Source organism: Micromonospora sp. SCSIO 07396 (genome assembly GCF_053667945.1).
In genome coordinates this window covers 3715097-3740058 of the sequence record NZ_CM132210.1, presented here as the reverse complement: position 1 = coordinate 3740058, position 24962 = coordinate 3715097, and the positions used below count along the sequence as shown (strand labels likewise).

Genomic DNA, 24962 nt, shown 5'->3' with positions numbered 1-24962 from the left:
GACGTCCTCTGCAGCAATCCGGACCTCCGCTTGAGCGTCATCGCCGCTGACGTCTCCGAGGCAACTCGCCAAGACTTCGACCGGTTGGCCCGGCTACACACCAACTTCCATGCGCGCGTCGTTCCGCACTGGCTCGGGGAGGGGCGCAGCGGACACATGGCCTCGGTAATGTTCCGCAGGTTGGCGCTGGACGACCTGCCCGCCGAACCACCGGATGTCGTGCACGTCATCGGTGAGGCCGCGTACCTGTCGACCTGGCAGGTGCTGCGGCTGTGCCGACGTCACTGGCCCCGCGTTCCGACGACGCTCTACGCCGCGCAGAACGTGGTGACCCGATTCCCGCTTCCCTTTCCGATCCTGGAGCAGGCCGCGTACCGGTCGGTGCGGATGACCCTGCCGATCACCCCGCAGGCCCGGGAGGTGCTGCACGCGAAGGGATACCGGGGGCAGAGCAGCATCGTCCCCCTGGGCGTGGACACCCGTATCTTCCGCCCGTCGGCGCGAACCGACAGTGATGGCCGGTTCACTGTCGGGTTCGTCGGTCGGCTCGAGCCGCACAAGGGGATCCTCGACCTGTTACGCGCCGCTGAGCTGGTCGACTGTGACGTGCTGCTCATCGGTGACGGCAGCCTCGCCGCGGAGGTCGACCTCGCCGTCAAACGCCGCCCCGGACGGGTACGGCGGCACAGCTGGGTGACCCACGACCGGCTGCCGGCGCTGCTCGGTGCGATGAGCACTCTGGCACTGCCGTCCGTGGAGGTCGTCCAGCGCAACGTGCTGCCCTGGGTCGGCATCCCGCTGCGTGAGCAGTTCGGCCGGGTGCTGGTCGAGGCCATGGCCTGCGGGATCCCGGTGATCGGCAGTGACGTCGGTGAGATCCCGTACGTCGTCGGCGACGCCGGTCTCATCTTCCCTGCCGGAGACGTGACCGCGTTGGCCGATCAGCTGACCCGGCTGAGAGACGAACCCGGCCTGGCCGCCGACCTGGCGGCTCGGGGCCTGCGCCGGGTCGAGACGGAGTTCACCTGGGAGCGGGTCGCCGACAGGCTGCATGACATCTGGCACGAGTTGGCCGCAGCCACGACAGCCGCGCCGCCGGTGTTCAGCACCCCCGCAGAGTTCAGGGGAAAGGTGAGAGTCTGATGGGACGTTCAATGGACCTCAACGGCGGTGTGACCTCGTTCTGGCATCGGATAGCGCTACCGCTGCACGGCCTCTGCGCCGGTTTTGGCCGCTGCTCAAGTGTTGACACCCGGCCCTGCCACCCCGCTATGAGGCACAGTCATCCGCTGTGCTGGTGGCGACACCGCCGGACGAGGACCGTTCCGCCGACGGAGTCTCGCGCTGGCCCAGACCCTCGCCCCGACGGTGGCGAAGCTGGTTGGTTCCCAGGAAGTGCGCGTGGAGACGGCCAAGGCGCTGTCGATGCCGAGAGCAATCGCTCGTCGGCCGCGTGTGGGGCACGTACGAACCAGGTCTGCAGATCATCACTATCGGCGCCAGCGCCCCAGTACTGAGTGTGGTTGATCGTTAGCCAGCAGACCCACCCCACCCATCGAGGCCCGCAAGCTGCCGATCTCGCCAACGCGGCCACTGCGGCAGTCAGCAGACAACTGACCCGCCTCAAACTGGGCAGGGACACACCGGTGGCCACCCGGGTGGTCGACACCGCCAGCCCGCCGAGGACGGCTTCGTTTCCCAAGCCGCTGCTCAACAGTGCCTTGGGGGCGATGATCGGCCTGCTGGCCGGCTGGTGTGCGATGGTGCTGCGGGACCGCTTCGACCCTCACGTCCGCGATGTCGGGCAGATCGAGTCGCGGTTGATGCTGCCCGTCGTGGGTGCCCTGCCACCGTTGCCTCAACGGTTCGCCCGCCATCATGCCTCGGCGCTGTTCGCTCGGCGGGAGGTCGCCGAGCAGACCCAGGCCACCGTCGCGGCGGTGAGCATGTTGACCGCATCGATCGGACGTCAACGGCTGATGGTCACCAGCGTGCGTAACGACGACGGTGCAACGTTGCTCACCGCGCTGCTCGGACTGGGAGTGGCCGCCGAGCAGCGGAGGATCACCGTGGTCGACGGCACGGTCCGCGACCCGGCGCTCTCCGGGCACTTCCCGGACGCGTCGTTCACCTGGCAACAGGTTGTCGGCGAGCAGCGCACCCCCGCCACGCTGGCCGGGCATCCGACGCTGACCGTGCTGCCGACTGAGCCGCAGAACTGCCTGACTCCGCAGCGCACTCGGGAACTCGCCGACCTGCTCAACACCCTCGACGAAACCGAGGAGGCGGTGCTCGTACATGCTCCGCCGGTCCTGGCCAGCAGCGACACCGCAGTGTTGGCCCAGCACGTCGACGGGGTACTGCTGGTGGTGGTAGCCGGCCGCACCCGGCTTGCCGAGGCGGCACGGGCGGCACGGTTGTTGCGTCAGTTGCACCTGCCGCTGGTAGGGGTGATCGCGGTCGGCGCCGCCGACCAGACCAGCCGCCGGACGGTGGGGACCACAACCGACGCCCTCGGGTCGCTACCCGTCACTCCTGCCGACACTGAGCCGGTGTCCGGCACCGCCGTCGCTGTCACCGAAGGCCGCCGGCCGGCCCGCAGCCGCCACGCGGCGTCGCGGATCACGCGCCCGGCTGAGAAAGCCTCCAGTCGGTCGGCAGTGACCGGAGCGGCCGTGATCGAGCCGGCAGTTCCCGACCGGGTGTCCGCAGCAGAGCTGACCCGGGAACCGGTCGGCGTCGAACCCAGCACGGAGCCAACGGTCTCACCGGACGTTCGGCAAGTCGTACCGGTGGCGCGACACCGCAGGCCGGGGGCCGACAGGACGGCCCCCACCGTGGTGGCTCCGATCGGTGACAAGGAGCTGCCCACCCTGCTGCGCGGCCGGCCGCTGGTGCGGCCTGAGCCGCGCAGCCAGTCATCGCGACCGCCGACCGGTCGAGTGCCCATCGAGGCGGTGCCGAGCAGGCGGGAGACGGAGTCGGAGGGCTCCCGCTACGTCCCGAACGGGGTGCCCACCGAGGATGGCGGCTACCGCCGCCCCGACAGCCGCCGCTGGCCCCGCCGGTGACGACCCTCCGTTCCCGGAACAAGCTACTTCGAAGGATTCCGATGACCGAGACGATAACCACCGACCGGACCGGGGTGACCGATCCCCGCGTCCTGTACTGCGACCTGCTCAAGCAGGCGTTGACCCGGTACGTCTTCCAGGAGACGTGGATGCCGTACAAGCCGCGGGCAGCGTCGCTGCACGGCCTGCTCTACCACCGGTTCAAGCACCTGCTTGAGCGTCGCGGGTTGGAGTTGGTGCTGCGGTTCCCGTTCGACGCCGACGCCCGTGCCAACGGTCGGGACTGGCCGCCCGAAGCGGACACCATGATCGGTCTGCGACGGCTCGACAACCTGGAACAGTGCATAGCAGACGTGTTGGAGAGCAACGTCCCGGGCGATCTGATCGAGACCGGGGTATGGCGCGGCGGTGCGGTGATCTTCATGCGGGGGATGCTGCGTGCCTACGGCGACCAGGAGCGCTCCGTGTGGGTCGCAGACTCGTTCCAGGGCCTGCCGAGGGCCGAGCCGGGTCGGGTTGAGGACGAGGAGGACGCGCTCTGGTCCCAGCCGATCCTGGCTGTGTCTCAACAGCAGGTGGAGAACAACTTCCGGCGGTACGGCCTGCTGGACGAGCGGGTCCGGTTCCTGCCAGGTTGGTTCCAGGACACTCTGCCCGGCGCTGCGGTGCAGCAGCTGTCGGTGATCCGCCTCGACGGCGACATGTACGACTCGACAATGGTCGCGCTGCGCAGCCTCTACCCGAAGCTCTCGGTCGGCGGCTACGTGATCGCCGACGACTACCACGCGGTACGGGGCTGCAAGCACCGGGTGGACTGGGCGTGCCGGTACTGGCGCCGTTCCCGGTGACCGGGACGGCGGCGGTGGTCAACAGCCGGTCCAGCTGGGTCGGGTTGGCGAACAGGCTGGCCGGGCTGAGCTGCTCCGCGATCGCTTCGACGCCAAGGTGCTGATCGCGGACGCGACCCAGGACCCCGCCCGGGCACTCCGTGCCTGTGCCGGACCAGGTCCTCGGTGGCGTTGTCGTCGAGTCGATGGCAGCCGGCCGGCCACCGCCTGCCGGTGGTGGTCGAGGTGACCTCGTACGGTAGAAAGATGGCGATGCCGCTGACGGCGTCCACGATCGTGCGGACGGCGGCGAAGTTCGCCACCACGACGCCATCGATGGCCACACCGGGGAGCCGGTGCACCGTCTCGGCGGCACGGGCGGCCCCACCGAAGCGAACGCCGCGTTGATCCTGTTCTAGCCGCCGTCCCAGACGCCCGGGCGGCCGGGCACGTCGACATAGCTGTCCCGGGGGATCGACACTACCGTCACGGTGTCTCTGGCCCCGTCAGGGTGCACCGGCATGATGGTGGCCGAGCGCTGGCCCGAATACTCTCTCTGGTCCGGTTCACCGTCGCGGGAGTCTGAGCCGAGCAGCAGCAGGTTCAACGCTCCCCGATGCCACCGTTGCCGTCGCCGGATGCGGCGCCCTGGCCGAGGATCTCCTCGCGGTGTACCCGGTCCTGGTATCGGTGTCCGGCGTCCAGGCTGAGGGTCACGAGACCGGCGCAGACCGTCGCGCAGACGACCACGACGGCGAGCACGGCCCGCTGCCGGCGGGTCAGGCGACGCCAGCGTCCCGCCGGGTTCCTCGTGGTCATCGCGACAGCGGCCGGGGTGTCTCGTCGATGACCGGACGCAGTTGGGTCGGGGTCCGCAGGTCCCGTACGGCAGAGCGGTGGCGGTCCTCGACGTCATCCCGCAACCGGACGACAAGCCAGTTCCTGCCACGCAGCGCCGGCCTCTCCACCAGGTGCCAGCTGGGTATGGCGAACACCAGAGTGCCGACCACGGAGAGCGCGACGTAGATCGGCAGACCTTCCGAGGCTCCGCCGAGCAGCGCCACCACCTGCTGCACCGGAAACGCGTACATGTAGATGCCGTAGGAGTAATCCCGGTGTCGGCCGATCCGGCGCAGCACCCGGGGTGCCGCCACCGCGACGTAGAGCACAAGGTAGGCGAAGGCGGGCAGGCCGATGGCGAAGAAACCACCGAACCGCATGGAGACGAGCAGCACGATGCCGGCCGCCGCGGCGTACCTTCCGCCGATCGGCAGCCGGTGGGCGTATCGGCGAGCGCAGACGCCGAGCAGGAACAAGAAGGTGAGGTAGAGCGTCCAGTCGGTGGTGAAACTACCGAGCAGCGGCAGGCTGATCTCTCCCCGTGTCGGCGGTCGGTCGGTCCAGTCCGCGACGGTCAGCAGATCGTTGAGAATGAGCAGGTAGGCACCGATGGTTAGCGCCAGCACGAAGCGGGCAGCACGGTGCAGCACCGCCGTCGCGGCCAACAGGCCGATCAGCAGATAGCAGGCGAACTCGTAGCGGAGGCTCCACAGTGACCCGTCGAAGGCACTCGGGCCACCGACCATACTGCCGAACGGAGTGTCAGCCAGCAGACCGGAGATCTGATACTGATCCATCGCGCCGAGCCAGTTGACGGCGAGGTAGCGCAGCGGGCCCTCAGGGTGGGTCCAGAAGCCGGTCAGGTCGCCCCGCTCGATCAGGTGGACCGCCGGCGCGATCAGCAGTGCGGTCACCGCGAGGCAGACCCAGAGGCCGGGCAGGATACGCAGCGCCCGGTGCCAGGCGAACCGACCCGCAGAGAGCCGGAGTGCGCTGCCTGCGACCAGGAAGCCGGAGATGACGAAGAACCCCTGCACCGACAGGGTGCCCAGGTCACTCTGCCCCGAGGTGAGTGAGGCCCCGAAGCTCGGCCGGGCCAGACCGAGTGGCCAGGCGTGTGCGATGAGCACACCAAGGGCCAACGTCAGCCGCAGGAACCCGAAGGCGTTGTCCTGCGGGTCGTAGCTCTCAGCAAGGGTTCTGCGGAGTGCGCGCCCCGTCTCCGTTTTCTCCATCGGGCACCCCTGTCGCGGTCAGTCGGGCTCCGGCACGGTAACCACCGGGTCATAGCCGCCATTATCGCATTAAAATTCCCCAATGTTGCCAATTGGCTAATTCACCCCGTCGACGAACAGCTTCTGGGTATCGCCATCGTGCGGCGGAAGAGTCATGGGACGCTACAGAAGTAGAGCACCGTGGTGAGCATGCCGACCGAGCCGGTCACCTGAGCGGATGTCCAGCCGCCGGGGCCGGTGGCAGATAGTTGGAAAGTGCCGCTACCGATGCCAAGCAGCGGCCCCGGGACCGTGACCGTGGTGGCATTGGCCGCGAGAGTTCCGCCCCCGGAGAAGGGACCCGAGAGGGACCAGATGAAGGCGCTCCTGGTCAGGCCGCCGATGGGCAGGTCCCAGGTGAAGGTCGGCGGTGCTAACAGACCGGCGGTGCATCGCAGATTGGTCGGTGGGTTGACCGTGCCGGCCCGGAAGGTGTCAGTGCCGTACTCGCTGCCGTTCCATGAAGCCAGCGCCGCCTGTGGCGGCGCGACCACACTAACGGCACCGGCGAGCACGAGGGCCATGGTGCTTCTGGTCCAGTTACGCAGCGCGAGTCGACGGTTCCCTACCAGTGGTGCAGCAGAGAACAGCGGGGGCTTCACGGCTGTCGTATCCGGAGCCGGCGCTTGCGGGTGGCGCGCATGATCAGCAGGCCGGCGATGAGTGCGCTGACGCCGGCGAGTACCGGTGTCCGCAGTTCGGTTCCGGTGCGTGGAAGGGGGCCGACGTTGCCGCCTGCCGATGCCCGGTCGCCGAAGCCGACCGCCGTGACGACGAGGTCGGCCGACCCCGAGGCCATGGTGTCGGTGAGCAGGCTTGCGGTGATGAGCACCCAGCGTTGCTGATCGGCGCGCATCGAGCTGATGGTTACCGGGTGGGTGGTCAGCTCGGTGGCCGGGCCGCGGGGAAGAACCAGCTCCTGCTCGCCGGCGGGACAGACACTTTCTACCCAGCGCTTGGCGCATACCGCGACCATGACCTGCAGTCCGTTGGGATTGAGGGCGAGTACACCCAGCGCCGCCAGGGAGATGGTCACCGTGCCGGGCTGCTTCGCCTGCGCCGTGACGCCGACCTGCCAGGGCACGGGATCTTCCGGCACCATGTGGGTCATGCGGTCCTGGTCGCCGATGGAGATCAGGGTAAGGCTCCTGCTGCGGATGACGTTTTCGGTCGTTTCTGCGCGCGCCTGGCTGGGGGGCACCAGTACCGCGGCGGTGAAGCCGGACAGTAGCGCCACAGCGATGAGTGGACGTCCCACGCGTGGGCCGGCATCCGGTGGGCGGCCGTTCGGTGGTGGGCGGTGTCCAGGATCTGACCGGGGTGCCGCGGACGGCCTCCGGCGGTGCCAGGGGCGTCTCCGCAGCGTCTGCGGGGGGGTGCCGCGGGGCCAGAACGCCCAGGTGACGATCGCTGCGATGCCCATCGCGATCATGCTTGTCACGTAGATGTTCGACAGGGTGCGCACCGCGTACCCGAGTTTGGGCACCGACCATTCGACGAGCCGTACGTGTGTCACCGCGTGCGGCGCGGCGTCATTGGACTCGTTCGCGTCCCCCCGCAGCGTGAGCAGGCGTACCGATCCTCCGCCGTCGGCGATGTCGACCACGCGGTGGGTGATCGGGGGCAACGGGGCACGGTCGACAGTGACGACATCTCCCACGGCGACCTCGGAGGCGGGAATCTCCCGCACGACCGCCAGCGACCCGGCGGGGATGGTGGGCCCCATCGATCCGGTCTTGAACAGGACGAGGGAGATGTCGAAGAACAGGGCCAGCGGAACAAGGACGACGCACACCGCCCCGCCGACGGCGAGCAGGGTCAGTGCCAGGTCGGCGACCCGCACGAGGATGCTGTGCCGTTGATGGAGTCGTCCCACCATCTGCGGGGATCCTTACGTAGACGTGGTAGTGAACTGCCAGGTGACGGAGCCGGTCGTGCCCTGGTAGATGTTGCTGGCGCCGGACTGGATGCGCGTCTCGAAGCAAAAGCGCAGCTGCGGTGTCGTGCCGCCCGGAGCTGTTATGGGGGAGGAGACGGCAGGAGTGGGCACCGAGGTGATGCTGGTGTAGCTGGGGCCGACGATCCAGACGGGGGATCCGGTGAAGGCGGCGGCGGCGCAGGTGGTGCTGGTGGTGGCGGTCCGCACCGCGCGGTACTGCAGAACTGGCAGGAGCGCGCCGGAGTCATTCGACGAGTTGCTCAGCGCGACGGTCCCACTGATGGTCGTCGTCGACGTCGTCCGGATGTCGATCCACGCGTAGTACGAGATCGCGGGGGACATCGCTGTGGCGTTGAAAGCCAGCATCGCGGCATTCGCTGTCGGAGTGTGGCTGGCCCAACTGCTGGATGCGGTCTGCGATTCGGTGCCGAAGATGCTGGCGGCGAATGATCCCGTGCCGTACTCGCCGTCGGTCCACGAGGCGAGTGTGGACGTCGTCCCGAAGCTGAGGACGAGCGCACCGGCGAGTACGGCACGGATCTTGCGCAGCCGCGGTGGATCGGCTGCAGCCCGGTGGTTGACCGCGGACATCGTTCTAGACGGACTCCGCCAACAGTTGCCAGGTCTGGACGACGGACGTGCCCTGCACCAGAGTGGGCCCCGCCGTGACGACGAAACACAGGAAGGCAGGCGCGCCTGGTGTTGTGGGTGGGGTGCCTTCAGTGAGGTTGAACGACGTCGCGCCGGCAACTGAGGTGAGCGGGGTGCCTTGGGTCACGATCCACGTCGGGGTCGTGGGTGTCGCATCGCAATCGGCGAAGGTGGGAACGGTCGCGATCCCGTAGGTGAGCCCGACGAAGGCCGGTGGAGCGGGGGTGGCCGACGCCACCGTGACCGTGGCGTCGTATGTGGTGGCCGCGGTCAGTCGAACGGCGAACGGTGCCGCCACGACGTCGCCGGGGCTGATGTCGTCGAAGCCGGTGCTGAAGGCCAATGCCGCCGCAGAGCCGGCTGTGGGGTGCTCCGCGTAGGTGGTGCCGTCGGTGCTTCCCTCGATGCCGAACGTGCCTGCGCTGAAGGTGCCCTTGGCGTATTCAGAGTCGTTCCAGGCTGCGAGCGTGATCGTTGCTCCGACGCCGAGGGCGAGCCCTCCGGCCAGGATCGCTTTGAGCTTGCGGCGGTTTGTTCGGCTGACCGACTCGCCGCTGGTGCTCCCTGCCTCTTCCCCCAACGTGTCCTCCTTGTACGACGCCATTTCGCTGTGTCGGCGACACAGTGCAGTGGTGGTCTGACCCGGGCTGTCTTCTGTGACGGGCCGCCGATCAGGCGGGCCGAGACGTGGTGAGGGGTCATGCAAGGAGCAACTTAGCCACTAATCGGACAAAGCGCTTGATGTTGCCGATTCTTCCACACCTGATCTCCCGATGCGACGGTCAGGCGGGTGTGGCGCTGTCGCGGCCCTGACCGTGGCGAGGCGTCAGTCAGGCAGCGAAGAACCGGCAACGCGAGGAGCCGGCCTTGTTCTGCCCGTTCGACCACGACAGCCGCACCGACGCATCCTGGCCGGACGACCGTGTCCACTGCGGTTCGATGCCGGATCATGCGTCTGCACTCGACGGGATCGCCACTGCGCGGATCTAGGTGAGAAGATCATTGACTGCGGCGGCCGCGGTGCGTGGACCGTCCTCGGTGTCGATGCCTGCGCCGATGATCGTGGCGCGGCTGCCGTACCCAGGATCGGCCGTAACCTCAGCAAGCCGCTTCGCCAGGGCGGACTCGGTGAGCCGTCGTAGGGGCAACGGCCGGGGCCCGACCCCGAGGGCCGGCACACGGTGTGCCCAGAAGAACTGGTCGGCGAAGCTCGGCAGGACGACTGAAGGCTTGCCATGGGCGAGGACCTGGGCGAGAGTGCCAGCCCCACCGTGGTGCACTACCGCGGCGACCCGTCCGAGGATCTGGTGGTAGTCGAGGTCTTCAACCAGATGTACCCATCGCGAATCGAAGCTGTGCGTGAGTCCGGCAATGCCGCGTTGCAGAACGATCCGCAGCCCGGCGCGACGCGCGGCGGCGACCAGGAGTTGACTGACCCGATGCGGGTCGAGTGTCGGCGTCGAGCCGAGCGTGACGAGTATCGGCGGAGCGCCGGCAGCGACGAAGCGTGACGTGGCATGGTCCAGCGTGCCATGTGCCTGGGCGCGATCTTGCAGATATCCTGTCATGATCACCTCTGCCGGCCAGTCGTCGGGCCGAGGCAGCACCTTCGGGCTCACCCCGACGATCACTCCGACCCGTTGGCGTCGCAGGTTCAGCGCCTGCCGGGTGGACAGCGGTGAACGACCAAGAACCTCTCGTCCGAGCCGGTTCATGATGCGCCCGGTCAGCTTCCAGGCAACCCAATCGTCGGCAGCGTACGAAAGCCGGTTCCCCAGCGGGCTCAGCGTATGACCGATCCGGTGCCCCGTGGCGGAGGGGAACGCACGCGTTCGGACAGCAGGCACGTGGTGCACCTCGACAACGGGTATCCCCAGGTGGTCGGCGACGTCGAGTGCGGGAAACGCCATGGGGTGGCAGAGCACCGCCCCCACGCCCCGTGCGGCGGCGAGCGTGCCCCGGTAGATGCGCTCGAACTGCGGGGTCAACGCTGACATCAACCGCGCAATAGCCACAGGATCGTAGTCTCGGCGTAGGGCTGTTCGGGCCGCTGGTAGACCGAGAAGGTGGTGGCTGGAATCCATATCGATCGGTCTCATGTCCAGGCCTGAATCCCGGCCAAGATCGCAAAACTCGCGTTGGGTCACCAACCGCACATCATGGCCCGCGTTGACCAACGCGCGACCGAGCGCAACGAAAGGATCAATATCCCCGCGTGATCCGAATGCTGCCAGAAGCAATATCATCAATCCCCGCCTTCCCGCTTGATGTCGTAAATGATCCTCCCTTCGGTCTGCTCGTGCCAGTGCTGAACAGTCGAACCGCAATCATGGTCATGCCCATCCGGGGGAATCCCGCGCCATGCCTGCGAATTCTGTCAAGGTGGACCTTTCGCTCAGCCGCTCGGCTCGTCGCTGCCGAAAATGTATAATTCTGTTCGTTGAGCCCAATAGGATATCCGACGGTCGCGGACCGTTCTGCACCCCAGACGTGACCGTCAGCCAAACGTCCCGAAGGGGTGGACGCGCATGCGGCAGATACCGTTTTCGGACCTCGAGGTGATGCCCGGTCACATTTACGAATGGCGGCTCTGTGCCCCCGAAAACCTGGACCCGGCCTACCTCGGTGAGAAAATCGCCTCCTTCAACCAGGAGAAACACTTCACGGCAGCGGTTTCCGCGCGGCGGGAACACGCTTCCGAGGACTACTGGATCGCGGTCACCTTCAAGATTCCCGGTCGTGTCGACATTCCCGCACTGGAGAGCGCCCTCCGACACTTCGTCGAGCGGCATGAGGTGTTAAGGTGCGGGTTCGAACACCTCGCTGGCGCGCTGCGCTGTGACGTGATGTCCCCGGCCGACGTTGCGCTGCACTACGCGGACGGCGGAGAAATGCCTACGGCGGACGCTGCTGCGGGTCATCTGAAAGCCATATTCGACCAAGAAATAAGCACTTTGTCGTGGCCTCTGTTCCGTATGGGCGTGCTGGTCGGTGCCGAAGATTCAATGGTTTACCTGGCGTTCGACCACATTGTCTGCGACGGGGTATCCCTGGCGATAGCCGTCGATCAGGTGCAGCGCGCGTACGTGGACACCCGTGCTGGGCGACAGCTACCCGCCGAGCCGGCCGGTAGCTACCTCGACTTCGCTGAGGCTCAGCGAAGGAAGTATTCCGGAATCACCGCGGATAGTCCGAGACTAGAGTACTGGCGATCTTTCGTCGCCCAGTCCGGAGGGCTGTTTCCGCAGATCCCGCTCGACCTTGGCATTGAGGCAGGTCGGATGTATCCGGCCTGCAACTCGACCGTCCAACTCCTCGACAACGAAGATGCGACGGCGTTCGAAGACCTGTGTGCCCGCCATGATGGAAAACTCTTCCTGGGTCTGCTGGCTGCGGTGGGGATCGCGCTGCAGAGAGTTTCCGGGGCGACCACGTACTATGGGTTCCTCCCGATCAGCGAGCGAAGGGACCCACGGTGGAGTGAATCCTTCGGATGGTTTGTCAATACCATGCCGATTGCCTTCTCGGTGTCGGGTGACCTTTCTTTTCCGGAGGTTCTTCACGCCGCACAGGCGAGCTTCAAGTCCCTGATCAAGAGCGTGGACGTGCCGTTCGTCAAAGCCTGGGAATTGCTGGCCCCGCAGTATTTTCACCTGCGGACTTGGCCATTCCCGGTAAACTTCTTCTCTTTTATCGACTATCGGAAGATGCCCAACTCCGACCAATATCATATCTGGCAGCCATCGACAATCCCGAATGCTTCCCACACGAACACCGGGAACATGTGGTTCTACCGAAACTCGTCCGGGATAGGCCTGAACTGCATGTTCCCGGATGTGCCGAAGTGTCAGCAGGCGATGGCAGCATACCGTTCTGCCATAGCAGCCGTTATTGTGGAGGTGCTTCGCACCGTGGGCTAGTGTCAACGCCGTTCGGTCAAGCGTGGGCGTGCTGACCGTAACGAGGGTGCCGAATACATGGCAGCGCAGCGGAGCGCCGAGGCGGAGAAGCGCGAGGAGGTGTCGTCAGGTGACGACCAGGAGCCGGACTCGCTGACGCCTCGCTGAACCGGTGCAGCGTGTGTCGTCGAGTGTCTCAGTGTCTGGAGACCAGGTAGGTTCCCGTCACGCTCGTGCTGACCCACGCGCTGATCCGCAGAGCGCGCCGGTCCGGTCGTCCGCGAGTTTGGCACGCGGGCGTCGGGTCTCGTCGTCGCCGAATTCGCGTAGCGTGCCGTCGGCGTCATGTGGCAGCGGCATGGTCGTTGATGCTCTGCGGGATCTGCGTGCTCCCACACGGCGAGGCACAGCCATTCGGAGGTCGAGTGCATCGCATGCATAATGATCCGCCGGCCCGCTGCGGCCCGAAGGAGACCGACGGGTAACTGTTACGGGGGATCGCAGACGAGCCGTAGGCCGCAGAACTGTTAAGCGACTTCCTTGATGGGGTCGTCGCCGCCGACCACCGGGCAACCGCGCAGCTCACCGAGGACATTTCGCCGATGCTCACCAACCGGGGCGGTGGTGCTGACCAGGACGGTGAGTGACATCGGTCGTGGCGCTGCGGCCAGGCCGTCGTTCCCGCCCGGGAGTCGTGCCCGGTGCCCTCACGGTGATGTCCGCTCTGCGGCCGAACGCGTACGCCGGGCGGGTGGGCCCGCGATGATGGTTGCGTGAAGGCGATCTACCCTGACGATGGCGACGGCGACCGAGCGGCGGATCCCGGGGCCGTGCCCGGTCTGCGCCCCGCGACCGCAGGTCCGGCCGACGCCACGTCCCGCACGCTCGAGGTCGATGGGGAGACTTTTGTTCTCCGCGCGAACGCGTTCGGTGGCACCGACTACACGTGGCTCAGTGGGCCGAACCCCGGCTACGGCTTCGGCGTCAGCCCGACGGCGAACCTGTCGCTTGACGAGCACACCACGAACATCCGTGACTTCCTGGACACCGTCGACGCCGGCACCGGATACATCGAAGACGACTGAGCACCAGGAACGTTCGACGTTCCGGACTGCCGGTCCGACGGTTCGGCTGTGCTGGTGCGAGCCTGTGATCAGCGAGATCGTGAAGGGTGGGGCCGATGAGGGTCGCGATTTCCGGGACGCACGGAATCGGGAAGACCACTCTTGTCGATGCGTTGTGTGCGCATCTGCCGGGGCACGTCATGGTCGACGAGCCGTATTACCTCCTGGAAGAGCAGGGGTACGAGTTCGATTTCCCGCCGTCGCCGGAGGACTACCGGGCGATGTTGGCGTATTCGGTGCGGAGCATGCGGTCGCCGTCACCCTCCAGGGTCGTCTTCGACCGCACACCACTGGACTATTTCGCCTACCTGGCCGCGAACGGAGCGGACCCGGCGCAGGAGGCTGACGTCTCCACGTTGCGCCCCGCGTTTGCGACGCTTGATCTACTGGTCATCGCGGTGATCACACCGGAGAGCGAACGCATCCTGCCCGCCGCGGAGCTGTCCGGGCTCCGCTTGCGAATGAATGACGCGCTCCTGGAACTCGTCTACGACGATCCCCTCGATGCGTGGAACGACACTCCTGTCCTGGAGTTGAGTGGCCCGCTCGACGACCGGCTGGAGGCGATCCTCGACGTCCTGAAACCAGGATCGGCGGGCGCAGGTGCGGCCCCGACCCGATTCGGGGCCGAAGGGCCATGGTCAGGGTGATGCGGGCCGGTCGGTGTGCTAGAGAGGCTCGACGCTCAGTGACCCAGCCGTCGTTACCAAGGGCCCCTGCGCCGACCCGTCCGGCGGGATCGTCGGTGGGGTGCGCGAGGATGGGCGCGTGTTCGACGGGATCGACGACATCGACTGGGTGCGGCTCGGTCACGCCTACGGCTCGGCCGGCGATGTGCCCGGCATGCTCCGTGCCCTGCGTTCGCCCGACGAGGAGGAGCGCCACGCCGCCTTCGGGGGGCTCTACGCCAGCATCTTCCACCAGGGCGCCCGCTACGAGGCGTCGGCGTACGCCGTGCCGTTCCTGCTGGAGCTGCTCGCCGACCCGGCCACCCCCGACCGGGAGCTGGTGCTGTACCTGGTGACGGTGCTTGCGGTGGGCCACGACGCGAGGTGGCTGCCGCAGGGCGTCCCGGTGGTCGAGCTGCGTCGGGCGGCCGACGGCGGGCGGGAACTGCTCGCCGCCAAACCGCCCCCGTGGCACGGCGACGACGAGACCGGCAAGGAGTACGTCGAGTACGCGTACGTGGAGTCGCTCGGCGAGGCGGATCAGCGGCGGCTGTGGGCGTACGTCGAGCTGGCCGTCTACGACGCGGTGCGGGCGGGTGTGCCCCTCTTGCGTGACCTGCTCACCGACGCCGACCCGGGACTGCGTGCCGGTGCGGCGTACGCGCTGGCCTGGTTCCCGCAGGACGCGACCGGCAGCATCCCGGCGCTCGTCGCGGCGGCCGGGGCCGCCGTGGAGGTGGACGAGGGGGAGGCGGCGACCGCTCTGGTGGCGGCCGGGTTGCTCGGGGCCGCGCCCGACGTCGGGCTGCTGGCCGATCCGCGGCCGGTGATCCGCTGGGCCGCCGCGATCGCCCGGGCCCGGGTGCTCGACGTCGATGCCGACGAGGCGACGGTCGACGAACTGCTCGCCTGGACGGCCGCTGCCGAGCCGGGCACCCGGCCGGCCACCGGCAGGGTCGAGGTGCCCTTCCTCGGCGGCGACCTCAACGGGTACGCGGGGCTGTCCCTGCGTCTGCTCGGCCCCCGGCACACCGATCGGGCACTCGACGCGCTGCTCGACCGGCTGACCGTCGCCGCCGGTGAACAGGCGTTGCCGGTGGCGGCCGAGGCGCTGCGCCTGGCCTTCCCCGACGGCCGGCTGCCCGCCGGGGTGCCCTGCGCTGCGTTGGCTCCCCGGCAACGGCGGCTCGTCGAGGTGCTGGCCGGATCGCCCGGGGCGTGGCTGATCGACGGCGTGTCGTTCGGCAACTTCGCCTCGCTCGTCGGCGACTACGGCCTGCCGCGCAGCCGGGAGGCGCTGCTTGCCTACCTCGACGCCCCTGCGGCCTGATCCCCGGCGGTCCGCCGGCATCCCCAGCAGGCCCCGGCTGCACCGTCAGCAGCGGGTAGTTGGCGGCGTCGTCCTGCGGATGATGGCATGCGGTCGGGGAGCAGCCGGGTCGGGCCGATGAGCAGGGTACGTCTCCCCGGCCCCCTGCCGGCGGCGTTCGCGGCTTTGCCCGGTGACCTCGACGCCTGCTCCCACCTCGGGCTGCCCTGGCCCGCGAAGCGAGTAGAGGTGGCCGTGCGGGCTCAGGGCCGGGACCGGTCGGTCGACGGCACCTCCCCGTTCTCCTTCCACCGTACCGATGAGGGCGGGTTGTGGATCAACTACTGGCCGTGCTGCGGAACCGACGATGACGGAGAGCACTCGCGGCCCAACGCCAGTCGGTGTCCTCCGTCGGCTGATGTGCGACACGCGTCCGTCAGTTCATCGGCGGCTCAGATCATGCCGCTGCGCAGCGCGTACGCGACCGCGTGGGATCGGCTGCGCAGCCTCAGCCGATGAGTGACGCCGTAGATGACGTTCTTGACGGTCCGCTCGGAGTAGCAGAGCCTGCCGGCGATCTCGCCGGTGTCGAGTCCGTCCGCCATCAGCCGCAGCACGTCGACCTCGCGGGGCGTGAGGCCGGAGGAGCTCAGGCCGTTCGGGGCCAGCACCTCACGCTGGAGCCGTTCGATGTGCTTGAGCAACTCGCCGACCAGGTTCGCCGGCATGACACCGCCACCGTTGGCCGCAGTCAGCACACTGGCGGCCAACCGTTCGGCGGTGACCGTCGCCCGTGGGAGGATGGCCACCACCCGGCTCTCCACCGCCATCAGCAGCTCACCCTCGGTGATCGTGCGGAGTACGAGGACCACGGGCAGGCCCGCTTCCGCCGCCGAGCGGCGCAGCGTCGCCACCACCTCCACGGTCAGCTGCTCGCAACCGAACACCATCACCTGCGCATCCGCACGTTCCTCGACCGGCAACACCTCGATCGCCGGGCAGGATCGCAGGAAGCTGTCGAGACCCGCGTAGCTGAACGGATCCGACGCCTGCAGAACAAGTCGTACCTTCTCCACCGGAACCTCCGCCTCTGATGGCTGCGGCGAAAGTCTGCGCGACGACCCTTCAGAGAATCTCCACGCCGCCTTCACGGCTGCTCTCCGGCACGTGAAGGTTCACGGTCGTTGCCCTCAGCGGCTGCTTAGCCGGTCCGCCTCGGGCGGCACCAGCCGGGCCCGCCGCAGCGCCTCGATGTACTTGGGGATCTCCGCGGCGGCCAACTCCAGCCGGCCTGGCGCGAGCTGGTCGGCGAAGATGACCTCGACGACGTCCTGGGCGAGTTCGTCGGGGATCTCGTCCACCCGTTGGGGCGGCGTGTGTCGCCAGATCCGCAGGATGCGCAGCCGGGCCCGCACGGTGGACAGCGTGCTTTCCAGCTCGGCTATCGCCTGGTCGGCCCGCGCCGCGTCCAGCACGAACCGCCCCTCGCGGGCAAGGGTGAGCAGAAGCTCACCGGCGAACGAGTTCGCCGCTGAGTGAGGATCGACCGACACCTGTCGAGTCCATCAGGGCGACGGCCGGGGCGGAAGGCGTCGACCCGGGGTCTGCCCGTACTTCGGGCCGACCTGCGCGGTCTTTCGTCCGTCGTGAACGGACTGCGCACCCCGGACGAGCCAGCTGCCTGTTCCAGTGATCTTCCTGAGTGGCAGGACCACCGGGGATGGTGGACAATCGACCGGTGGGCACGTCGCACGGTCAGACCATCACGCCATTCCGCCGGTAGTGGTGTGCCAGGCAGCCCCGACCACGTCGCGGGCCAGGCACGCGGAGCAGCGAGCTAAGGGCGGCCATGTCAACGCAGCAGGTGGGTGTCGAACTCCGACTGTTGGGTCCGGTGCGAGCCCTGCGGGACGGCACCGAGCTCGTGCTCGGCTCGGCACGCCGCACCGCCATCCTCTGTGTGCTCGCGCTGCATGCCGGAGAGGCGGTCGCCCGCGACCAGTTGATCGACGCCGTCTGGGGAGACGATCCGCCGCGGAGCGCCGCCGGCAACGTCTACACCTACGTGTCCACGCTGCGTCAGTTGCTGGAACCGGCCCGGGGCCGATGGACGTCGGGACGGCTGCTCAGCTCGGGCGGCGGCAGCTACCAGTTGCACCTCCCCCCGGCCTCGGTCGACGTCCACAGGTTCGAGTCCCTGCGCGCGCAGGCTCAGCGGCAACGGTCCACCGGCCACACCGACGCCGAGCTGAACGCCATGGCGGCGGCCCTGCGCCTGTGGCGTGGCGAGGCGTTCGCCGGGGTGCCCGGGCCGTTCGCCGAGCAACAGCGGTCCCGCCTGACCGGACTGCGGTTCGCCACCGCTGAGCGGTACGCCGAGTTGCTGACCGGGCGCGGACGCCACCAGAAGGCGGCCCAGGTCCTCAGGGAGCTGGTGACGGCCCATCCGTACCGGGAAGACCCCCGTCCCACACTCGTCGTCGCGCCGCCGGTGGCTGCCCGGCGCACGGGTTCCCCCGTGTCCACCTGTGGATCGCGGCCGGCCGGATCACCAGTTGCCGCCGGCCCCGTCGAACTGGCCAGCCGGTCGACGGTCCCCACCGCAGGCGAACCGGCGGCTGCCCCGGCCGAACCGCCCGTCCGCATCGACGCTGCCCCGCTGCTGGGTCGGGACCGGGAACTGCTTCGGCTGCGACGGGCCGTGACCGGGGTCGCCGCCGGGAGAGGCGGCAGCATCCTGCTCGAAGGCCCGGCCGGAATCGGCAAGACGGCGCTGCTCAGGGCCGCGCTGTCCCATGCCCCGGCCGGGTGCCGCCTCGGCTGGGCAGTCGGGGACGAGGTCACCCGGGACGCCCCGTCCGGCACCCTGCGTGACTGCGTCGAGTCCGCACTGACCACCGGGCCCGGCCGGCGCGCGGTGGGAGCGCAGGTCACCGTGTCGGACCCGGGGGGCGAGCCCGGTGCCGGCCGGGCCGCCGACCGGCCGCCGGCCGATTGGGGCGACCAGGTCGACGCCACCGGCCCGGATCGGACGGACGCCGACGCGGCGACCCGGACGGTGCAGCTGGTCCGCCGCGCCACGGCCGAGACACCGCTGATTCTCGTCGTCGACGATCTGCACTGGGCCGACCCGGCCACGCTGCGGGCCTGGGAGACGCTGGGCGCTCAGGCGCGGGAGCTGCCGCTGCTCCTGGTCGCCGCCGTGCGGTCCGGTGCCGCACGGGCGGTCGGGCCGGCCACCGCCGAAACCCTCACGCTCGCTCCGCTGGACTCCGGATCGGCGGGCGCACTGATCCGGGCGGTCGCGTCGCCACCGCCCGAGCCCGACGACCTGACCCGGATCCTCGACGATGCCGACGGGCACCCGGAATACCTGCGGCAACTCGCGACGGAGGGAATCGACCCGTTCCCGGGCGCTGGCCTGGTCGCGGCGGTCACCGCACATCTCTCCCCGTTCTCCGACGACACCCGCCAGGTGCTGCGGGCGGTGGCTTTTCTCAGCGCCCACGAGGTGCAGACGCCGGGCTCGCAGCCCCCCGGTTGCACGATGGCCGAGCTGGGCGCGGCCACCGGCCACCCGGCCGACGACCTCGCCCGGATGCTGGCCCCGGTGCGGGCCGCCGGGATCCTCGCGCCGGGGGATCGGCTGCGCCTGCGGCACCGGGTCGTGGCCCGCACGCTGTTCGAGGGCACCCCCGCCGCGCTGCGGGTCACCCTCTGCCGCCGGTACGCGCAGCGGCTCGCCGAAGCGGGCACGGCACCCGAGCGGGTGGTGGCCCTGATGCTTGTCGGGAAGACGCCGGTCGACGACCGCTCCGGCAACTGGTTGGCCGAACATGTCGAACGGGTGGCCGAGACGTCGCCGGGGATCGCCATCGCCGTGCTCGCGCAGGCGTACGCCCAGCACACCCTCGACCCGGCCCGACGCCTCACGCTCACCGCCTGGCTGGCCCGGCTGCTGCTGCGTGCGGATCGCCACGCCGCAGCCGAGGCCGGCTGGGTCGCGGCCCGCACCGCAGACCCGGAACTCGCCGGCGAGATGCGCTGGATCGCCGCGTCCAGCCACGAGCGGCGGGGCGACGTCGAGACCGCGGCGCAGATCGCTCATGCGGCGTTGCGGGAACGCCGCATCGGCGGACACTGGATCGAGCAGCTCCGTCTGCTGCTCGGCCGGATCCGGCCGAGCCTGCCGGGCAAACCGACCGAACCGCAGCTGTCCCGGTCCCGGCTCCTCGGCGGTGGAAGGCCCTCCGCCTCGTGACCGTCGGTCCTGTCCGTGGCGCGGACCGTCTCCCGGCTCCCGGGCCGGAGGGTCGATGACGACCACTGTGGAGGACCGACTGCGGGTCGCGGTCCTCGGGCCGGTCCGGGCCTGGCGCGGAGATCGGGAGCTGCCGTTGGGGCCGGCCCGGCAACGGACGGTCTTCGCGCTGCTCGCCGCAGCCGCCGGGCGTGACGTCGGACGCGACGCGCTGATCGCGGGGGTGTGGGGACCAGCGCCGCCACCCACTGCGGTGGGCAGTGTGTACACGTACGTGTCCGGCCTGCGTCGTGTCCTCGGACCCGGGTCGCTGACCTCTGGTCGGCGCGGCTACGCCCTGCGCCTGCGTCCCGACGATCTGGACAGCGAACGGTTCGACCGGCTCAGTGCCGAGGCGGAGCGGCTGCGCGTGGCAGGCGACCGGACGGCCGCCGTGGCCCTGCTCGACGAGGCGCTGCGGCTGTGGCACGGCGAGGCGTACGGGGGACTCACCGGCGCACGCATCGACGCGGAGCGGAGCCGGCTCGCCAACCGGCGACTCGGTGTCGCCGAGCAGCGTGCCCGCATCCTCGTCGAGCTAAGCGACGACGGCGTGCTGGACGACCTCGCCGGGCTGATCCACGACCACCCGCTGCACGAACCGCTGCACGAGCTGCTGATGCTGGCCCTGCACCGCGGCGGCCGCAGGGCGGAGGCGCTGCGGGTCTACCGGGGAATCCGGGACGCTCTGCGCACCGAACTCGGCGTGGACCCGGGCCCCGCCCTCGCCCGGCTGCACGAGATCGTCTCTGGTGCCCCGTCCGACGCGCAGCGCGATGCGCCGGCACCGGCCCGGTCCGGGCCGGCGGTCCGGGCGGCGCGGACCGGCCGAGCGGCTATTGCGGGCCGCGATGCCGAACTGCGGCGGCTGCGGCAACTGGTCGCCGCAGCCGCGGCCGGTCAGGGTGCCGTGGCCTGGGTCGAGGGTGAGGCCGGCATCGGCAAGACGACTCTTCTCCACGCCGCGCTCGACGACGCGGCCGAGCGCGGCTGCCGGGTCGCCTGGGGGACCGCTCAGGAGCCGGACCAGCACGTGCCACTCTCGACGGTGATCCGGGCATTGGGGCTGACGGTCGACCCCGCCGCAGGTCACGCCTCCGGTGGGCGTTCCGGACCGGCAGGCGCCGCCACCCCGGTGACAACCGAGCGGGTCCTGGCCGAGGTACGCGCGGCGTGCGCCACCACCCCCCTGCTGCTGGTCCTGGACGGGCTGCACAGCGTCGATCGAACCGCTGTGGCGTGCTGGGAACGGCTGGTCGCCGGCACCCGCCGGCTGCCGCTGCTGGTGGTGGCAGCCGCCCGGCTGGAGCCGGGCGATCGGGAGCTGGCCCGGCTCCGCCGCGCCGTCCAGGCGAGACAGGGACACCTGTTCCCGCTGGAGGCCCTGCCGGCGGACGTGATCGAGCAGGTGCTGACCGACCTGGTGGGGGTGCCTCCCGGGCCCAACCTGGCCGAGGTGGTCACCATCTCGGCGGGTAATCCCCGCTACGCCCACGAGCTGACCACGGACCTGCTGCGTCGGGATCTGGTGCAGGTGGTCGACGGCAGGGCCGACATCCCCGGCACCACGGCGATCGAAGCCCCCCGCCCGCTGCTCGCGATGATCCGCGCCGCCATGGACGGCCTCACTGCCGGCACCCAGGAGGTGCTCCGGACGGCGGCGCTGCTCGGCGCCCGGTTCTCCGTCGACGACCTCGGCGCGGTGACCGGCCGCTCGGCCGTCGACCTGGTGTCCAGCGTGGAGGAGGCACTCGCCGCGCGGGTCGTCGTGCCCGCCGACGACGACCTGGCCTTCCGCCACCGGTTCCTGCGGCAGGTGTTGTACGAGGGGATCCCCGCCGTGTCCCGGGCGGCCCTGCACCGGCACACCGCCGAGGTGCTGGTCAACGGCGGCAACCCGGTGGTAAGAGTGGCCGGACAGCTCGCCGCGGCGGCGCCGATGGTGGACGGCTGGATGGTGTGCTGGCTGATCGACCACCAGGTCCACCTGGCCCGCCGAGCCCGCCCGTTGGCCGGCGAGCTGCTCCGCCGGGCGCTCGGCACCGACCTGCCCGATCCGCGGCAACGCGAACGCCTGCTGATCGCGCTGGTCCGCATCGAGTTCCGGCAGGGGCGACCGGCGCTGGACGAGGCGCGGGAGGCGATCCGGCTCGCCTCGGACCCGGCCGACCGCGCCGAGATGCGCCACCTGCTCGCCACGATGACCCGTCGGGGCGGCGACGTCTCCGCGGCGTTCGGCATCGTCGAGGAGGCGCTCGCTGACCCCGCCGTACCCGCGTTCTGGCACACCCGGCACCGGGTGCTGCTGGCCAGCCTCCACCGGGGTCCCCTCGACGACCTGGACCAGGTGGATCGGGCGGCGGCGGCGCGGCACACCGCCGCGCTCGCCGCGAACCAGCCCCACGAAGCGGTGTTCGCGTTACAGACGACCTGGTTGACCAACACGATCCGACGCGACCACGAGCGGGCGCTGGAGTACGTCGACCGCGCGCTGGAGGTCATGCGCGACCATCCGGCCTTCGGCGGCCTGTACCTCGATCTGCTCGACAACCGGACGTTCACGCTGCAGAACCTGGATCGGCTGGAGGATGCCGAGCGGACGCTGCGCGAGGCCGCACTCTTCGCGCTGCGGCACCGGCTACCGTCCGGCCTGCACGTCGCCGCAGCGGTGCAGCACTACTGGTCGGGCCGCTGGGACGACGTGTTGTCCGTGGTCAGCGCGGTCACCGACGACCCACCCGGCGTCACCCTGCTGGGCACCCGGGAGCCCGGGGCGGTCGCCATGCTGCTGCACGGTGCGGCGGCGCTGGTCGCCGCGCACCGCGACGACGCCGTGCTGGCCAGCGGGCACCTGGACTCGACCGAGCTGCTGCCGGCCACCGCCGCCGAGCACGAGAGCAGCGACTTCCTGCTGGTCGCCCGTTCGATGCTCGCCGAGCAGCAGGGCCGACCCGAGCAGGCGCTGCACCTGCTCGCCCCGCTGCTGACGCGGGCGTACGCCCCGCTGCTGCTGCGGCACCAGTGGCTGCCCGGCGTCGTCCGGCTCGCGCTGGAGCTGGGTCGGCACGACGTGGCCGGACAGGCGGCTGCCAGCTGCGCCGACGAAGCGGCCAGGGAGGTCCGGCCGGGGCGGGCGCATCGGGCGGCGGCCCGCTGCCGGGCGCTGCTCACCGGCAACCCGGAGCCCGCGCTGGCGGTGGCGGCGCACTACCGGGCGGCCGGCCGGGTGGTGGAGTTGGCCGCCGCCCTGGAGGACGCCGCGGTGCTCCTCGCGGCCGGTCGGCACCCGCACGCGGCGGCGCGGGCCGGCGGCGAGGCGGCGGGTCTGTACGCCGTGCTCGACGCCCGGTGGGACCTGCGCCGCACCCGTCGCCGACTGGGCGGTTTCGGGGTGGAACCAGCGGCAGGCCACGAGCCGTCGGGACGGGGCGCTCAGCGCACCTCGATCTCGTACAGCGAGTAGCCGTAGGGGCCGACGCGCTCGGTGCAGTACACCCGTACGTGGCGACCGACCGCGCCGTCGGTGTCGATCTGTGCGATCCCGCCCTTTCCCGACTCGGTACGGTAAACGGTCGTCCACCGCTGGCCGTCCGTGGAGACCTCCACCCGGAAGGCGGTGGCGAAGGCCATCTCCCAGTGTAACACGACCTTGTGGATCTGCCACTGTTTGCCCAGATCCACGGCCAACCACTGGGGATCGCCGAACAGGCTGGCCCACCGGGTCGTGAGGTCGCCGTCCACGGCGTCGCCGGCGGGCCACGGATGGCCTTCCACGCTGGAGGCCGTGGCGAACTTGTCGAGGGCCAGGTTACGGCCGGCGTCGTTGACCAGGCCCCGCTCAGTGGGGCTGGGCGCCGGCCGGGAGGGCTTCTCGGCGGTGGTCGGCGGGCTGATCGGCCGAGCCGAGGAGGCCGCGGCGGAGGGTGAGGGGGTGCGTCCGGGAGCGGGTGTCTGGGCGGCGACCATCCTCGTCGGTGGCGGTGCCGCGGCAGACGGGGAGGTGGGACGTTGCGCCGAGGGCGCGTCGTGGGGGATGGCGTTCCACCCGACGATCGTCGCCGCGGCCAGCACCGGCAGCACGGCCAGGGCGACCAGGGCCACCCGCTTGCGGCGGGCCGACCGGACGGGCCGTTCGGACGGCGTCGCCGGCGGTGGCGCGGGGGTCGGTGTCAGTGTGCCGGGCTGGCTGCCCAGCAGGATCGCGAGCAACTCCGGGGCGGTCGGCCGGTTGGCCGGGTCCTTCGCCAACGCCGCGCTCACCGCTGGCCTGAGGAACTCCGGCAACCCGTCGAGCTGCGGCGGCTGGGTGAGGATGCGTCCCGCGGTCGCCGACGGCGAGTCACCCTCGAACGGTGTCTTCCCGGTGCCGGCGAAGGCGATCACACAGCCCCAGGCGAACACGTCGGCAGCGGCGGTGACCGGTGTGGTCTTCTCACCGGAGAACCGCTCCGGGGCCATGTAGGCCACCGTGCCGACCATGACGTCGGTTCGGGTGTGCCGGCTGGTCGTCTCGAACGACCGCGCGATGCCGAAGTCGATGACCTTGGGGCTGCCCAACGCCAGCAGGACGTTGTCCGGCTTGAGGTCGCGGTGGATGATGCCCGCGCCGTGGATGCCGGTCAGCGCGGTGGCGACCCCCACCGCGAGGGACTGCAGCGCCCCACCACGCAACGGGCCGCGTTCGGCGATCACCTCGTCCAGGCTGGGGCCGTCGATGTACTCGACGACGAGGTACGGCGGGTCGTGGTCGAGGTCGGCGTGGAAGAACTCGGCGGTACAGAACGACGGCACCTGCCGGGCCCGCTCGACCTCGCCGCGGAAGCGGCTGGCGAACTCGGGATCGGTCGCGAGGTCGGGGTGGATGAGCTTGATCGCGACATAACTGCCGTCGTCACTCTCCGCAAGGTAGACCACTCCCATCCCACCCCGGCCGAGGCGGCCGACGAGCAGGTAGTCACCCAGCCGCTCGGGATCGGTCGCGCGTAGCGGACTCACACGGTAGGCGGTTTCGATCATGTCTCCTTTGAGGATGAGATTCGGTCACTCCTCGCCCGACGCCC

At 69.8% G+C, this 24962-nt stretch carries 21 protein-coding genes; 9 read left to right on the top strand and 12 right to left on the bottom strand.

Going from position 1 to position 24962, the window contains the following annotated elements; translation table 11 throughout:
• Positions 1-30 precede the first annotated feature (30 nt).
• The 3 genes from ACWCHM_RS16010 to ACWCHM_RS16000 all read left to right on the top strand — a co-directional run bounded on the left by ACWCHM_RS16010 (position 31) and on the right by ACWCHM_RS16000 (position 3919).
• The gene (locus ACWCHM_RS16010; protein ID WP_454218899.1) at positions 31-1143 is read left to right on the top strand and encodes a glycosyltransferase family 4 protein; all 1113 of its coding nucleotides are present in this window, start codon (positions 31-33) and stop codon (positions 1141-1143) included.
• Positions 1144-1646: 503 nt separating this feature from the next.
• Positions 1647-3071 (top strand): hypothetical protein, encoded by a 1425-nt coding sequence (locus ACWCHM_RS16005; RefSeq protein ID WP_454222989.1) that lies wholly within the window; start codon positions 1647-1649, stop codon positions 3069-3071.
• Positions 3072-3112: 41 nt separating this feature from the next.
• Positions 3113-3919, top strand: a complete 807-nt coding sequence (locus ACWCHM_RS16000; protein WP_454222988.1) for a TylF/MycF/NovP-related O-methyltransferase — start codon at positions 3113-3115, stop codon at positions 3917-3919.
• On the opposite strand, the gene ACWCHM_RS15995 is transcribed toward ACWCHM_RS16000, so the two are convergent.
• The 9 genes from ACWCHM_RS15995 to ACWCHM_RS15955 all read right to left on the bottom strand — a co-directional run bounded on the left by ACWCHM_RS15995 (position 3850) and on the right by ACWCHM_RS15955 (position 10848).
• The gene (locus ACWCHM_RS15995) at positions 3850-4329 is read right to left on the bottom strand and encodes an LCP family glycopolymer transferase (protein WP_454223087.1); all 480 of its coding nucleotides are present in this window, start codon (positions 4327-4329) and stop codon (positions 3850-3852) included. The genes ACWCHM_RS16000 and ACWCHM_RS15995 overlap by 70 nt on opposite strands.
• On the bottom strand, positions 4314-4505 hold the full coding sequence (locus ACWCHM_RS15990; RefSeq protein ID WP_454222987.1) for a hypothetical protein: 192 nt from the start codon (positions 4503-4505) through the stop codon (positions 4314-4316). The genes ACWCHM_RS15995 and ACWCHM_RS15990 overlap by 16 nt, the downstream gene beginning before the upstream one ends.
• Positions 4502-4717, bottom strand: coding sequence for a hypothetical protein (locus ACWCHM_RS15985; protein WP_454222985.1), 216 nt, complete (start codon positions 4715-4717; stop codon positions 4502-4504). The genes ACWCHM_RS15990 and ACWCHM_RS15985 overlap by 4 nt, the downstream gene beginning before the upstream one ends.
• Positions 4714-5973, bottom strand: coding sequence for an acyltransferase family protein (locus ACWCHM_RS15980; protein ID WP_454222984.1), 1260 nt, complete (start codon positions 5971-5973; stop codon positions 4714-4716). The genes ACWCHM_RS15985 and ACWCHM_RS15980 overlap by 4 nt, the downstream gene beginning before the upstream one ends.
• 152 nt (positions 5974-6125) lie before the next feature.
• Positions 6126-6536 (bottom strand): hypothetical protein, encoded by a 411-nt coding sequence (locus ACWCHM_RS15975; protein ID WP_454222983.1) that lies wholly within the window; start codon positions 6534-6536, stop codon positions 6126-6128.
• A gap of 74 nt (positions 6537-6610) precedes the next feature.
• The gene (locus tag ACWCHM_RS15970; protein ID WP_454222981.1) at positions 6611-7891 is read right to left on the bottom strand and encodes a signal peptidase I; all 1281 of its coding nucleotides are present in this window, start codon (positions 7889-7891) and stop codon (positions 6611-6613) included.
• Positions 7892-7903: 12 nt separating this feature from the next.
• Positions 7904-8542 carry a hypothetical protein gene (locus ACWCHM_RS15965; protein WP_454222980.1) on the bottom strand — a complete coding sequence of 213 codons (639 nt, stop codon included), beginning with the start codon at positions 8540-8542 and terminating at the stop codon, positions 7904-7906.
• Positions 8543-8546: 4 nt separating this feature from the next.
• Positions 8547-9206 carry a SipW-dependent-type signal peptide-containing protein gene (locus ACWCHM_RS15960; protein WP_454222979.1) on the bottom strand — a complete coding sequence of 220 codons (660 nt, stop codon included), beginning with the start codon at positions 9204-9206 and terminating at the stop codon, positions 8547-8549.
• A 382-nt stretch (positions 9207-9588) separates the two neighbouring features.
• Complete coding sequence (locus ACWCHM_RS15955) at positions 9589-10848, bottom strand: glycosyltransferase (protein WP_454222978.1); 1260 nt, start codon at positions 10846-10848, stop codon at positions 9589-9591.
• Between the two features lie 282 nt (positions 10849-11130).
• Here ACWCHM_RS15955 and ACWCHM_RS15950 point away from each other — a divergent pair, with 282 nt between their 5' ends.
• The 4 genes from ACWCHM_RS15950 to ACWCHM_RS15935 all read left to right on the top strand — a co-directional run bounded on the left by ACWCHM_RS15950 (position 11131) and on the right by ACWCHM_RS15935 (position 15623).
• Positions 11131-12522 (top strand): condensation domain-containing protein, encoded by a 1392-nt coding sequence (locus ACWCHM_RS15950; protein ID WP_454222977.1) that lies wholly within the window; start codon positions 11131-11133, stop codon positions 12520-12522.
• Between the two features lie 752 nt (positions 12523-13274).
• Positions 13275-13586: a hypothetical protein gene (locus ACWCHM_RS15945; RefSeq protein WP_454222976.1), complete on the top strand. Its 312-nt coding sequence runs from the start codon at positions 13275-13277 to the stop codon at positions 13584-13586.
• Positions 13587-13681: 95 nt separating this feature from the next.
• Entirely contained in the window at positions 13682-14275 is a 594-nt protein-coding gene (locus ACWCHM_RS15940; RefSeq protein WP_454222975.1) for an AAA family ATPase, read from the top strand.
• A 118-nt stretch (positions 14276-14393) separates the two neighbouring features.
• Positions 14394-15623 carry a hypothetical protein gene (locus tag ACWCHM_RS15935; protein ID WP_454222974.1) on the top strand — a complete coding sequence of 410 codons (1230 nt, stop codon included), beginning with the start codon at positions 14394-14396 and terminating at the stop codon, positions 15621-15623.
• 431 nt (positions 15624-16054) lie between these two features.
• On the opposite strand, the gene ACWCHM_RS15930 is transcribed toward ACWCHM_RS15935, so the two are convergent.
• Positions 16055-16678, bottom strand: coding sequence for a LuxR C-terminal-related transcriptional regulator (locus tag ACWCHM_RS15930; RefSeq protein ID WP_454222973.1), 624 nt, complete (start codon positions 16676-16678; stop codon positions 16055-16057).
• 114 nt (positions 16679-16792) lie between these two features.
• Positions 16793-17155, bottom strand: coding sequence for a hypothetical protein (locus ACWCHM_RS15925; protein WP_454222972.1), 363 nt, complete (start codon positions 17153-17155; stop codon positions 16793-16795).
• A gap of 296 nt (positions 17156-17451) precedes the next feature.
• On the opposite strand from ACWCHM_RS15925, the gene ACWCHM_RS15920 reads away from it, so the two are divergent.
• Complete coding sequence (locus tag ACWCHM_RS15920) at positions 17452-19863, top strand: AAA family ATPase (protein WP_454222971.1); 2412 nt, start codon at positions 17452-17454, stop codon at positions 19861-19863.
• Positions 19864-19918: 55 nt separating this feature from the next.
• On the top strand, positions 19919-23365 hold the full coding sequence (locus tag ACWCHM_RS15915; protein ID WP_454222970.1) for a BTAD domain-containing putative transcriptional regulator: 3447 nt from the start codon (positions 19919-19921) through the stop codon (positions 23363-23365).
• On the opposite strand, the gene ACWCHM_RS15910 is transcribed toward ACWCHM_RS15915, so the two are convergent.
• A complete protein-coding gene (locus ACWCHM_RS15910; protein WP_454222969.1) occupies positions 23335-24897 on the bottom strand; it encodes a protein kinase domain-containing protein in 1563 nt (520 codons plus the stop codon). The two genes, ACWCHM_RS15915 and ACWCHM_RS15910, sit on opposite strands and share 31 nt — an antisense overlap.
• Positions 24898-24962 lie beyond the last annotated feature (65 nt).